This is a genomic window from Enterobacter sp. ZOR0014, from assembly GCF_000798855.1.
Classification (GTDB): Bacteria; Pseudomonadota; Gammaproteobacteria; order Enterobacterales; family Enterobacteriaceae; genus Enterobacter; species Enterobacter kobei.
This window is the reverse complement of record NZ_JTLF01000008.1, coordinates 1-12,279: the sequence shown is the minus strand read 5'-3', so window position 1 is coordinate 12,279 and position 12,279 is coordinate 1. Positions and strand designations below refer to the sequence as shown.

At 53.8% G+C, this 12,279-nt stretch carries 12 protein-coding genes and 1 tRNA gene; 4 read left to right on the top strand and 9 right to left on the bottom strand.

Annotated elements, in window-relative coordinates; genetic code table 11:
- Positions 1 to 10 precede the first annotated feature (10 nt).
- The 6 genes from L977_RS00175 to rlmE all read right to left on the bottom strand — a co-directional run bounded on the left by L977_RS00175 (position 11) and on the right by rlmE (position 5,603).
- Positions 11 to 97, bottom strand: a tRNA-Leu gene (locus tag L977_RS00175).
- Positions 98 to 106: 9 nt separating this feature from the next.
- The gene (secG, locus tag L977_RS00170) at positions 107 to 439 is read right to left on the bottom strand and encodes a preprotein translocase subunit SecG (protein WP_003861803.1); all 333 of its coding nucleotides are present in this window, start codon (positions 437 to 439) and stop codon (positions 107 to 109) included.
- Between the two features lie 223 nt (positions 440 to 662).
- Positions 663 to 2,000 carry a phosphoglucosamine mutase gene (gene glmM, locus L977_RS00165; protein ID WP_014885376.1) on the bottom strand — a complete coding sequence of 446 codons (1,338 nt, stop codon included), beginning with the start codon at positions 1,998 to 2,000 and terminating at the stop codon, positions 663 to 665.
- Positions 1,993 to 2,841 carry a dihydropteroate synthase gene (folP, locus tag L977_RS00160; RefSeq protein ID WP_014885377.1) on the bottom strand — a complete coding sequence of 283 codons (849 nt, stop codon included), beginning with the start codon at positions 2,839 to 2,841 and terminating at the stop codon, positions 1,993 to 1,995. The genes glmM and folP overlap by 8 nt, the downstream gene beginning before the upstream one ends.
- 98 nt (positions 2,842 to 2,939) lie before the next feature.
- The gene (ftsH, locus tag L977_RS00155; RefSeq protein ID WP_013098921.1) at positions 2,940 to 4,874 is read right to left on the bottom strand and encodes an ATP-dependent zinc metalloprotease FtsH; all 1,935 of its coding nucleotides are present in this window, start codon (positions 4,872 to 4,874) and stop codon (positions 2,940 to 2,942) included.
- 102 nt (positions 4,875 to 4,976) lie between these two features.
- The gene (rlmE, locus tag L977_RS00150) at positions 4,977 to 5,603 is read right to left on the bottom strand and encodes a 23S rRNA (uridine(2552)-2'-O)-methyltransferase RlmE (protein ID WP_003861812.1); all 627 of its coding nucleotides are present in this window, start codon (positions 5,601 to 5,603) and stop codon (positions 4,977 to 4,979) included.
- Positions 5,604 to 5,730: 127 nt separating this feature from the next.
- On the opposite strand from rlmE, the gene yhbY reads away from it, so the two are divergent.
- On the top strand, positions 5,731 to 6,024 hold the full coding sequence (gene yhbY / locus L977_RS00145) for a ribosome assembly RNA-binding protein YhbY (RefSeq protein ID WP_003861814.1): 294 nt from the start codon (positions 5,731 to 5,733) through the stop codon (positions 6,022 to 6,024).
- 151 nt (positions 6,025 to 6,175) lie between these two features.
- Here yhbY and greA read toward each other — a convergent pair whose 3' ends face one another.
- A complete protein-coding gene (greA, locus tag L977_RS00140; RefSeq protein ID WP_014171793.1) occupies positions 6,176 to 6,652 on the bottom strand; it encodes a transcription elongation factor GreA in 477 nt (158 codons plus the stop codon).
- Positions 6,653 to 6,880: 228 nt separating this feature from the next.
- Here greA and dacB point away from each other — a divergent pair, with 228 nt between their 5' ends.
- From dacB to pmrB, 3 genes are read left to right on the top strand one after another with little or no spacing between them, the layout of a single operon-like run.
- On the top strand, positions 6,881 to 8,314 hold the full coding sequence (gene dacB, locus L977_RS00135; RefSeq protein WP_014885378.1) for a serine-type D-Ala-D-Ala carboxypeptidase: 1,434 nt from the start codon (positions 6,881 to 6,883) through the stop codon (positions 8,312 to 8,314).
- A gap of 2 nt (positions 8,315 to 8,316) precedes the next feature.
- The gene (gene pmrA, locus L977_RS00130; protein WP_014885379.1) at positions 8,317 to 8,979 is read left to right on the top strand and encodes a two-component system response regulator PmrA; all 663 of its coding nucleotides are present in this window, start codon (positions 8,317 to 8,319) and stop codon (positions 8,977 to 8,979) included.
- On the top strand, positions 8,976 to 10,019 hold the full coding sequence (gene pmrB / locus L977_RS00125; protein WP_023331397.1) for a two-component system sensor histidine kinase PmrB: 1,044 nt from the start codon (positions 8,976 to 8,978) through the stop codon (positions 10,017 to 10,019). The genes pmrA and pmrB overlap by 4 nt, the downstream gene beginning before the upstream one ends.
- 34 nt (positions 10,020 to 10,053) lie before the next feature.
- Here the strand turns inward: pmrB and cgtA are convergent, their stop codons facing one another.
- Both cgtA and L977_RS00115 read right to left on the bottom strand, forming a co-directional pair.
- Positions 10,054 to 11,226, bottom strand: coding sequence for an Obg family GTPase CgtA (gene cgtA, locus L977_RS00120; RefSeq protein ID WP_014885381.1), 1,173 nt, complete (start codon positions 11,224 to 11,226; stop codon positions 10,054 to 10,056).
- On the bottom strand, positions 11,223 to 12,197 hold the full coding sequence (locus L977_RS00115) for a DMT family transporter (RefSeq protein WP_014885382.1): 975 nt from the start codon (positions 12,195 to 12,197) through the stop codon (positions 11,223 to 11,225). The genes cgtA and L977_RS00115 overlap by 4 nt, the downstream gene beginning before the upstream one ends.
- Positions 12,198 to 12,279: the final 82 nt, after the last annotated feature.

The window sequence follows — 12,279 nt, the reverse complement described above, 5'->3', positions numbered from 1 at the left end:
GAACATATATTGGTACCGAGGATGGGACTCGAACCCACAAGCCCGTTAGGGCACTACCACCTCAAGGTAGCGTGTCTACCAATTCCACCACCTCGGTACGGAATACTTACTGCGGGATATCGCTGGTTGGCTTCGCCGGTGCAGCTGGCTGAGTCTGCTCAGTTTTCGCTGGCGCGCTCAGGTTTTCCCACTCGCTTCCTTTACTGGTCTTGTTGCTGTTGATATTGCCCAGCACCAGACTGATGATGAAGAACAGCGTAGCCAGAATCGCTGTCGTACGGGTCATGAAGTTCGCAGAACCACTTGAACCGAACAGCGTACCGGAAGCGCCTGCTCCGAAGGAGGCTCCCATATCAGCGCCTTTACCTTGCTGCAGCATAATCAGCGCTACGAGAGCGATGGCTACAATAAGGAAAATAACTAAAAGAGCTTCGTACATAATCAACCTGTTCCTTGCGGATTTGCCGCATACCAATGCTTCGACCAATTAGCAGGATTTTTGTTTCCCACTGAAGCGGGTGTGAATACTAACCAAAGCGAATGGCCTTCGCAAGGGCATTTTTGAGCCATTGTATCAACTGCGGAAAAAAACAGCAAAAAGCCATTAATTGCTTAAAACAAAGGCGACAAAAGTCGCCTTTTTAAACAGTTAGCGTGCAAGTTTATGCAGCTTTAACGGCATCAGCAATACGGTGGGCAAATTCAGTCACCTGCGCTTCATCCTCACCTTCCACCATAACGCGAATCAGTGGTTCAGTTCCGGACTTACGCAGCAGCACGCGGCCACGGCTTCCCAGCGCCGCTTCAACGTCAGCCATTACCGCTTTCACATTGTCATTTTCCAGAGGATCGCCTTTACCTGCCGTGAAACGCACGTTCACCAGGATCTGCGGGAACATTTTCATGCCGCTGCAGAGATCGTGCAGGCTCATATGGTTACGGGCCATCGCTGCGACGACCTGAAGCGCAGCCACGATGCCGTCACCGGTGGTGGTTTTGTCGAGCAGGATCACGTGGCCTGAGTTTTCTGCGCCAATGCGCCAGCCTTTCTCCTGAAGCTTCTCCAGCACGTAACGGTCACCCACTTTCGCGCGAACAAACGGGATACCCAGCTGTTTCAGCGCCAGCTCCAGACCCATGTTGCTCATCAGCGTGCCGACGGCACCACCGCGCAGTTGACCCTGACGCAGCCCTTCGCGGGCGATGATGTAGAGGATCTGATCGCCATCAACCTTGTTGCCTTCGTGGTCGACCATGATCACGCGATCGCCGTCGCCATCCAGCGCAATACCCAGGTCGGCCTTCTCTGCCAGCACGCGCGCCTGCAGGGCACGCACGTCCGTCGCGCCAACCTGCTCGTTAATGTTCAGACCATCCGGCTCGCAGCCAATGGTGATCACTTTGGCGCCCAGCTCGCGGAATACGTTTGGCGCAATGTGGTAGGTCGCACCGTTGGCGCAGTCCACCACAATTTTAAGGTGGGCAAGGCTCAGTTCGTTCGGGAAGGTGCCTTTGCAAAACTCAATATAGCGACCCGCGGCATCGACGATACGGTTTGCTTTACCCAGCTCTGCGGAGTCCACGCAGGTGATCTCTTTTTCCATTTCGGCTTCAATGGCTTCTTCCACTTCATCCGGCAACTTGGTGCCATCAATGGAGAAGAACTTGATGCCGTTGTCATAGAACGGGTTATGGGAGGCCGAAATCACAATTCCCGCTTCCGCGCGGAAGGTACGGGTCAGATACGCAACAGCAGGCGTTGGCATTGGGCCAGTAAAGGAAGCTGACAGCCCGGCGGCTGCAAGTCCGGCTTCCAGCGCCGATTCCAGCATATAACCTGAAATACGGGTATCTTTACCAATAATGATCTTACGGGAGCCATGACGTGCGAGTACCTTGCCAGCAGCCCAGCCAAGCTTAAGGACAAAATCAGGCGTGATAGGCGCATCGCCGACACGCCCACGGATACCATCGGTCCCAAAATATTTACGATTACTCATAGCGTTTGTTTTCCTTCGCTGCCAGTGTGGCTTCCACCACGCGCATGGCTTCTACTGTTTCTTTGACGTCATGGACACGGATAATATGCGCGCCTTGCATCGCCGCAATGACCGCGCAGGCCAGACTACCACTCAGGCGCTCGCTCGGCCCTACGTTAAGCAATTGGCCAATCATCGATTTTCTCGACATCCCCACCAGCAGCGGCAGGCCGAAGTGATGGAATTCCGATAAGCGCGCAAGCAGTGCATAGTTGTGGGAGAGATTTTTACCGAAACCGAACCCCGGGTCGAGCAGCAATTTCTCTTTTGGGATGCCTGCACGCTCACAGCGTTCAATATGCTCAATAAAGAAGCGATTCACATCAGCAAAGACATCGTCATACTTCGGCGCCTCCTGCATGGTTTTCGGCTGCCCCTGCATGTGCATCAGGCACACAGGCAACCCTGTCTCAGCAGCGGCTTCGATTGCACCGGGTTCAGTCAGCGAGCGGATATCATTAATAATGTGAGCACCCACTCTCGCCACTTCACGAATCACTTCTGGTTTGGAAGTATCGACGGAGATCCATACCTCAAAACGTTGTGCGATTGCCTCAACGACCGGCACCACGCGCGCCAGCTCTTCTTCCACCGACACATCCGCTGCCCCTGGGCGCGTCGATTCACCGCCGACATCAATGATGGTAGCACCCGCGTTGATCATTAAATTCGCGTGCTTAACCGCGTCGATAAGCGTGTTGTGCGTGCCGCCGTCAGAGAAGGAGTCAGGGGTAACATTCAGGATACCCATCACATGAGGATGTGAGAGATCGAGATGCGAGTCCTGGGCGAAGAGTTTCATGGCTAAATCCCTGGTATCAATATGGTTAAATGAAAAAGAAAAACCCCGGAGCAAGCTCCAGGGTTTGAGATACAGACAAACGCTTCAACAGCAGTGACTTACTTGTCGCCCAACTGTTCTGACATGGTGTTGCCCGGGTTCGGCGTACGCGGTTCATCGACCGGACGCGGCGCACGCGGGGTGCCATTGTTGTCAGAATTGTTGGAAGCACCTGGGTCTTCCCAGCCTGCTGGCGGACGCACTTCGCGGCGAGCCATCAGGTCGTCAATCTGCGGTGCATCGATGGTCTCATATTTCATGAGCGCATCTTTCATCGAATGCAGGATGTCCATATTGTCGTTCAGGATCTGACGCGCGCGACCGTAGTTACGTTCAATCAGCGCTTTCACTTCCTGGTCGATGATACGAGCCGTCTCATCGGACATATGTTTCGCTTTTGCCACGGAGCGGCCCAGGAATACTTCACCCTCTTCCTCTGCATAAAGCAGCGGACCGAGTTTGTCGGAGAAGCCCCACTGAGTGACCATGTTACGTGCCAGGTTTGTCGCCACTTTAATGTCGTTCGACGCACCGGTAGAAACATGTTCCGGCCCGTAAATGATCTCTTCCGCCAGACGACCACCGTACAGGGTTGAAATCTGGCTTTCCAGTTTCTGACGGCTGGCGCTGATCGCGTCGCCTTCAGGCAGGAAGAAGGTCACACCCAGCGCACGACCGCGCGGAATAATCGTCACTTTGTGTACCGGATCGTGCTCCGGTACCAGGCGGCCGATAATCGCGTGACCGGCTTCGTGATATGCCGTGGACTCTTTCTGCGCTTCCGTCATCACCATGGAGCGACGTTCCGCACCCATCATGATTTTGTCTTTCGCTTTCTCGAACTCCACCATGGACACCACGCGCTTGTTACCGCGAGCGGCGAACAGAGCAGCTTCGTTGACCAGGTTAGCCAGATCCGCACCGGAGAAGCCCGGGGTACCACGCGCAATAATTGCCGCGTCGATATCTGGCGCCAGCGGTACGCGACGCATGTGCACTTTCAGAATCTGTTCACGACCACGAACATCTGGCAGACCGACCACAACCTGACGGTCGAAACGGCCTGGACGCAGCAGCGCCGGGTCAAGTACGTCCGGACGGTTAGTTGCGGCGATAACGATAATACCTTCGTTACCTTCGAAGCCGTCCATCTCAACCAGCATCTGGTTCAGGGTCTGTTCACGTTCATCGTGACCACCGCCCAGGCCCGCGCCACGCTGGCGGCCTACGGCGTCGATTTCATCGATGAAGATAATGCATGGTGCTGCCTTCTTAGCCTGCTCGAACATGTCACGCACACGAGATGCACCGACACCCACGAACATTTCGACGAAGTCAGAACCTGAAATAGTAAAGAACGGCACCTTCGCTTCACCTGCGATAGCTTTCGCCAGCAGGGTTTTACCGGTACCCGGAGGGCCGACCATCAGCACGCCTTTCGGGATCTTACCGCCCAGTTTCTGGAAACGGCTCGGCTCGCGCAGGTATTCAACCAGTTCACCGACTTCTTCTTTCGCTTCGTCACAACCTGCAACGTCAGCGAACGTAGTCTTAATCTGGTCTTCCGTCAGCATACGCGCCTTGCTCTTACCGAACGACATGGCACCTTTGCCACCGCCGCCCTGCATCTGGCGCATAAAGAAGATCCAGACGCCGATGAGAAGCAGCATCGGGAACCAGGAAATGAAGATTGAAGCCAACAGGCTTGGTTCTTCTGGCGGCTCGCCTACCACTTTGACGTTTTTGGTCAGAAGGTTATCAAGCAGCTTAGGATCGTTCACCGGGATGTAAGTCGTGTAACGGTTACTATCTTTCTTGGTAACGTTGATCTCACGTCCGTTGATACGCGCTTCGCGAACCTGGTCCTGATTGACCTCCTGCAGGAAGGTAGAATAATCCACCTTGCGGCCATTCGACTCGCTGGGCCCAAAGCTCTGGAATACTGACATCAGCACAACGGCAATGACCAGCCAGAGTATTAGGTTTTTCGCCATGTCACTCAAGGGATTAACCTCATATTACAACTGTGTTAAAAACAGCGTCAGGATACTCTATATCCAGTTTCATTCAAACTTTCGCCTGAAATCTACCGGTTATCATTTTCGCCCGGTCGCTACAATATACACTTCGCGGGAACGGGCCCGGGAAGAGTCCGGCTTACGAACTTTGACCTTCGCAAACAGGGAGCGAATTTCCTTAAGATACTCCTCGAAACCTTCGCCCTGAAACACCTTCACAACAAAACTACCACCAGGCGCTAGTACATCACGACACATTTCTAACGCTAGCTCCACCAGATACATGGCGCGGGGGATATCCACCGCCGGTGTTCCACACATATTTGGTGCCATATCTGACATGACAACCTGGACCTTACTGTCACCTACACGATCAAGTAACGCTTTAAGCACTAATTCATCACGAAAGTCGCCCTGAAGGAAGTCGACACCGACGATAGGATCCATTGGTAAAAGATCGCACGCGATGATTCGGCCCGTTCCGCCGATCTGCGTTACCGCATACTGGGACCATCCGCCAGGTGCCGCACCGAGGTCAACAACCGTCATCCCCGGCTTAAAAAGTTTGTCACTTTGCTGTATTTCATCAAGTTTAAACCAGGCACGGGAACGCAACCCCTTTTTCTGCGCCTGTTGAACATATTTATCGCTAAAGTGTTCCTGAAGCCAGCGGCTGGAGCTGGCAGAACGCTTTTTACCTGTCATTTAACATTTCCGTCCTGGTTCATCGTTACTTGCCTGTGACGTAAATTTCTACGCAGCTATTTGGCGATATAAGGGAGATGGCGGTAGAATGAACCGTTTTCAATCCCAACGTAAGCAAAAATATACGATGAATCTGAGTACTAAACAAAAACAGCACCTTAAAGGTCTGGCACATCCGCTCAAGCCTGTAGTGATGCTTGGCAACAATGGTTTGACCGAAGGGGTGCTTGCCGAGATTGAACAAGCGCTGGAACACCACGAGCTGATCAAGGTGAAAATCGCCTCTGAAGACAGAGACACTAAAAACCTGATCGTGGAAGCCATCGTGCGCGAAACCGGCGCCTGTAATGTACAGGTCATCGGTAAAACGCTGGTGCTCTACCGCCCATCTAAAGAGCGTAAAATCTCGCTGCCACGCTAAGGATATCCTGAATCAAACACATTTTCTGTGTGAAACGAGGGATTTCTGTCAGCAGGCGAGCAAAATGCCATGCTCCTTGAGTTGATAAAAGGCCGCTATGCGGCCTTTTTCTTTTCTTTACAATGTATCAACATCTTACCAGAGATGCGAATTACAGGTATTCAACCTTGATAATTTCGTATTCCACTTCACCGCCAGGCGTGCGAATGGTAACAACATCATCCTGCTCTTTGCCAATCAGGCCGCGAGCAATCGGAGAGTTCACGGAAATCAGGTTCTGTTTGAAGTCTGCTTCATCATCACCCACGATGCGATAGGTCTGCTCTTCGTCGTTGTCCAGGTTCAGCACGGTCACGGTTGAACCAAAGATCACACGCCCATTGTTAGGCATCTTGGTGATATCGATAACCTGCGCATTGGACAGTTTTGCTTCGATATCTTTGATACGTCCTTCACAGAAGCCCTGCTGCTCACGCGCCGCGTGGTATTCAGCGTTCTCCTTCAGGTCGCCATGCTCACGCGCATCCGCGATAGCGGCGATAATTTCAGGGCGACGAACGGATTTCAGGAAATCCAGCTCTTCGCGCAGTTTTTCGGCACCACGTAAGGTCATCGGAATAGCTTGCATTTGTTATACCTCTTAAACATTCCTGTTGGGAGCAGTGTTCCCTGCCCCTGCCCCCCTAAGCGGGCAAGAAGCAAAAAGAAAACCGACCCGGGAGCAACGCCCCAGGTCAGCAGCAATTTTTCAATTTGATACGCATTTTACCGCGAAGTTCACTATGGGTCATCGTTTACTTTGCAGTGCTATGCACCGTAGTATGACGGTTTGTTTTCGGGTTGTTAGCGCGAGATTATGCGATTTTCCAGATTTATCATCGGATTGACTACCAGTATAGCGTTCAGCGTTCAGGCCGCGAATGTTGATGAGTACATTAATCAGCTACCCGCAGGTGCTAACCTTGCATTGATGGTGCAAAAGGTCGGGGCGCAGACGCCAGAGATTGACTATCACAGTCAACAGATGGCGCTGCCTGCCAGTACCCAAAAGGTGATCACGGCCCTCGCCGCGCTGCTTCAGCTCGGCCCTGACTTTCGTTTTACCACCACGCTTGAGAGCAAAGGCAACATTGAGGGCGGTGTACTGAAGGGCGATCTTATTGCCCGTTTTGGCGGCGATCCGACCTTTAAGCGCCAGGATATCCGCAATATGGTGGCGGTGCTGAAAAAATCCGGTGTGACGAAAATCGAGGGTAACGTGCTGATCGACACCTCGATTTTTGCCAGCCATGATAAAGCGCCAGGCTGGCCGTGGAACGACATGACGCAATGCTTTAGCGCACCACCCGCCGCCGCGATTGTTGACCGCAACTGCTTTTCAATTTCCCTTTACAGCGCGCCCAAACCGGATGATTTAGCGTTTATCCGCGTGGCATCCTACTACCCGGTGACCATGTTTAGCCAGGTGCGTACGCTGGCCAAAGGCTCCCCGGATGCCCAGTATTGCGAACTGGACGTGGTGCCTGGCGATCTTAACCGTTTCACGCTCACCGGCTGTCTGACCCAACGCGCCGATCCCCTGCCGCTGGCCTTTGCGATACAAGATGGCGCGAGCTACGCGGGCGCCATTCTGAAGGATGAACTGAAGCAGGCAGGCATTAGCTACTCCGGTACGCTGCTCCGCCAGACGCAGGTCAACCAGCCCGGAACGGTCATCGCCAGCAAACAGTCGCCTCCGCTGCACGATTTGCTGCGAATTATGTTGAAAAAGTCTGACAACATGATTGCTGATACGGTGTTCCGCATGATCGGCCACGCGCGTTTTGGCGTGCCGGGAACCTGGCGCGCGGGCTCAGACGCTGTGCGCCAGATCCTGCGCCAACAGGCGGGAATCGATCTGGGTAATACCATTGCTGTCGATGGTTCCGGATTATCGCGTCATAATTTGATCGCACCGGCAACCATGATGCAAGTGCTTCAGTACATTGCACAACATGACTCTGAGCTAAACTTTATTTCAATGCTGCCGCTTGCCGGGCATGACGGTTCTCTGCAGTATCGCGCCGGGCTTCACGCGGCCGGCGTAGATGGCAAAGTATCCGCTAAAACAGGTTCACTGCAGGGCGTTTACAATCTTGCAGGGTTCATCACGACCGCCAGCGGACAACGCATGGCCTTCGTACAGTATCTTTCCGGCTATGCCGTCGAACCGACCGATCAGCGCAACCGTCGTATTCCGCTGGTTCGCTTCGAAAGCAGGCTTTATAAAGACATTTATCAGAATAACTAGCGATGAAACTACTCATAGTTGAAGATGATCTGTTATTGCAGGAAGGACTCGCGCTGGGGCTTGCCAACGAAGGGTATGCTCTGGATTGTGCCGGTACCGCGGCAGAGGCGGATTCCCTGATCCAGAGCGGCGAGTACAGTCTGGTGATCCTCGATTTGGGTTTGCCGGACAAAGACGGCGCGACGCTGCTCACCCAATGGCGTCGGCGCGGCATCGCTAACCCGGTGTTGATCCTGACGGCACGCGATGCGATTGAAGATCGTATTACCGGCCTCGATGCTGGCGCAGATGACTATCTGGTGAAGCCCTTTGCGCTCGCAGAACTTCAGGCACGCGTGCGGGCGCTTATCCGGCGCTATCAGGGGCACAGCGATAATCTGCTGACGGACGGCGACATCACGCTCAATCTGCAAACCCAGCAGGTACTGCGTCAGTCCCAGCCCGTTGAAGTGACCCCAAAAGAGTTCGCCCTCCTGACCCGCCTGATTATGCGCAGCGGGCAAACGGTGCACCGTGAAACGCTGCAACAGGACATTTACTCCTGGCAGGACGATCCCGGCTCTAACACCCTGGAAGTCCACATCCATAACCTGCGTCGCAAGCTTGGCAAAGACAGGATAAAAACCGTCCGCGGCGTTGGCTATCGTCTGGAGAGCCAGAAATGAACAGCATGCGTCGGCGATTAATGGTGTTGCTGGCGGTCATTCTGTTATTTTTCCAGCTGATAAGCGTGATTTGGTTGTGGCATGAAAGTCGTGAGCAGATTGGCTTTCTGGTGAATGAAACGCTGTCTGCAAAAGCCCGCAATAACCATGTCGAAAAAGAGATCCGCGAGGCGATTGCATCTCTTCTGGTCCCTTCCCTGGTGATGGTCAGTTTCACTCTGCTGTTTTCATTCTGGGCGGTCACCTGGATAACCCGGCCTCTGAATAAACTCCGCGACAGCCTCGCTAACCGTTCGGCGGATAACTTAACGCCGCTGCCTATGTATTCCGACATGGAAGAAATAGGCGCCGTTACCACCTCTCTCAACCAGCTACTCGCCAGGCTGGACAGTACCATTCAGCAGGAGCGTCTCTTCACCGCAGACGCCGCCCACGAACTGCGAACGCCACTGGCCGGGATCCGGCTTCATCTGGAGTTAATGGCGCAGTCAGGCTCTCCGCAGGCGACAACGTTAATCAGCCGTATCGATCAGCTCATGCATACCGTTGAACAACTGCTGATGCTGGCCCGTGCCGGACAGGCGATGGCGAGCGGTCACTATGAGACCATCAACTGGACGGACACGATCATCACGCCCCTTGGTCTTGAGCATGAAGCCAAAGAACATACGGTGATATGGCCGGCCAAAAGCACCCTTACGGTGCAGGGTGACGCGGTGCTTTTGCGACTGATGCTGCGTAACCTGCTGGAAAATGCCGGACGTTATAGTCCACCAGGCACAACAATCACCGTGGCACTAACCGAGGTTGCGGGAGGTACGCTGGTCAGCGTGAGCGATCAGGGGCCCGGCATCGATGAAGCACATCGACAGTCGATCACCGAGCCGTTCCGTCGGCTTGATCAGCGCTACGGCGGTAGCGGCCTGGGCCTGAGTATCGTACAGCGTATCCTGCAACTCCACCGCGGTAAGCTGGCGCTGGAGAACGGTGCTGAAGGCGGCCTGATAGCAAGCTGCTGGCTCCCCTCAACGCTGGAATAAAAAAAGCCCCCGGAATGGGGGCTTTAGACAGATATCAGTGCTTGTAGATGAACTCGACACCTTCTTCGTCGTCTTCATCCCAGTCATCGTCCCAGTCGTCTTCCTCTTCCGCTTCCAGCTCTTCGAGCTGCTGACGGTGGTAGTCATCCCACATGAATTCGACTTTTTCTGGCTGTTTCGCTTCTTCAGCCTGAACAACCGGGTTTTCGATGATAAAGGTCATCACATCCCAGCAGAGGTCTTTCACGCCAACCTGGCTTGCCGCGGAGATCAGGTAGTATTTATCTTCCCAGCCCATCGCTTCAGCAATCGCTTTAGCTTTCGCTTCCGCTTCAGCTTTATCCATCAGGTCGATCTTGTTGAAGACCAGCCAGCGCGGTTTAGACGCCAGTTTTTCGCTGTATTTTTCCAGCTCACCGATGATGATCCGGGCATTTTCAACCGGATCGGAACCATCAATAGGATCGATATCAATGAGGTGCAGCAGTACGCGGCAACGCTCAAGGTGTTTCAGGAAGCGAATGCCGAGACCGGCACCTTCCGCTGCACCTTCGATCAGACCCGGGATGTCAGCAACAACGAAGCTCTTCTCGTTATCCATACGGACAACACCCAGGCTCGGTACCAGCGTGGTAAACGGATAGTCCGCCACTTTTGGTTTCGCCGCAGAAACCGCGCGAATAAAGGTCGATTTACCGGCATTTGGCATACCCAGCATGCCCACGTCTGCCAGGAGCATCAGCTCCAGCTGCAGATCGCGCTTATCGCCCGGCGTACCCATCGTTTTCTGACGCGGAGTACGGTTAACGGATGATTTGAAGCGGCTGTTGCCCAGACCGTGCCATCCACCTTTTGCAACCATCAGGCGCTGACCGTGTTTGGTCATGTCACCCATGGTTTCACCGGTGCCCTGGTCAATCACGCGCGTACCAACCGGCACTTTAATGGTCACGTCTTTACCGCGTTTACCGGTACAGTCGCGGCTCTGACCGTTCTGACCACGTTCAGCGCGGAAGGATTTTTCGAAACGGTAGTCGATCAGCGTGTTGAGGTTCTCATCCGCCTCCAGCCACACATCACCACCATCCCCACCGTCGCCGCCATCCGGGCCACCTCGAGGAATATATTTTTCACGGCGGAAGCTCACGCAACCGTTGCCGCCATCACCAGCCACAACCAGGATCGTTGCTTCATCAACAAACTTCATTTTACTCTCCGTAACTCATTCGCCTGAGCGGGGACCGCTTCATTTTTGCGCCAACGTCCCCAAAGACGATGACCAATGGCGGAATACATCGCGCCCGCAACCACGACAAACGCACCGAGATAGCCCAACAGGTTGAGCATCGGTCTGACGAAGACATCGGGCCAGGCCATTGATAACAAATCTGAAAATAACAGGGTAAACAGCGGAGTCAGCGTGATCAATGCGCTAACTTGTGCTGCCTGCCAGCGCGCCATTGCTTCAGCAAGCGCGCCATAACCAACCAGCGTGTTAAGCCCACAAAAAATGAGGCACGCCAGCTGCCAGTCGCTCAGCTGGGTAATGACACCCGGCTTTGCTAACGGCAATAATGCAACTGTACATAAAGTGTACAGCAAAAAAAGGATCTGCTGTGAGGCCAGGCGCCGCAATAAAACCTTTTGCGCGACGCCATAGCTTACCCAGACCGTAGCTGCTCCCACACCAAAAATCACACCCCAGGTGTAATCCGTCAGGCGGGTAAAAATTTCGATCAGGCTGGTGTTAAAGAACATCACCAGACCACACAGCAACATGCTCGCCCCGATAATCTGCGTCCCACGCATCTTCTCCTTGAGGATAAACACGCTGGCGACCATCATGCCCACAGGTGAAAGCTGACCAATCACCTGTGACGCTGTAGGGCTAAGATACTGCAGAGAAGAGCTGAACAGGATGAAGTTACCAAACAGACCGCCCGTCGCGATAGCCAGCAGCACCAGCCAGCGCGGTTTGCGGAAAAGTCGCAAAGGCGGAAGCTTACCTTTGATAGCCAGAATGGCGCCGAGGCCGATGCTTGCCATCAGAAAGCGATAAAAGACCACCGTAGGCGGCTCCATCACTTCCAGTACTTGCTTCATTGCAATTGGCAGCGCACCCCAGCACATTGCGGTCGTGAGCGCCAAAAGAATACCAATGCCGGCCTGCTGCTTCATGCCCGTTTTCCCTACAGAAAATTTTCCGGGTTTCCAATGTAAAAAGCCCCGCAACACGTTGCGGGGCTTTAATCCGTTACCG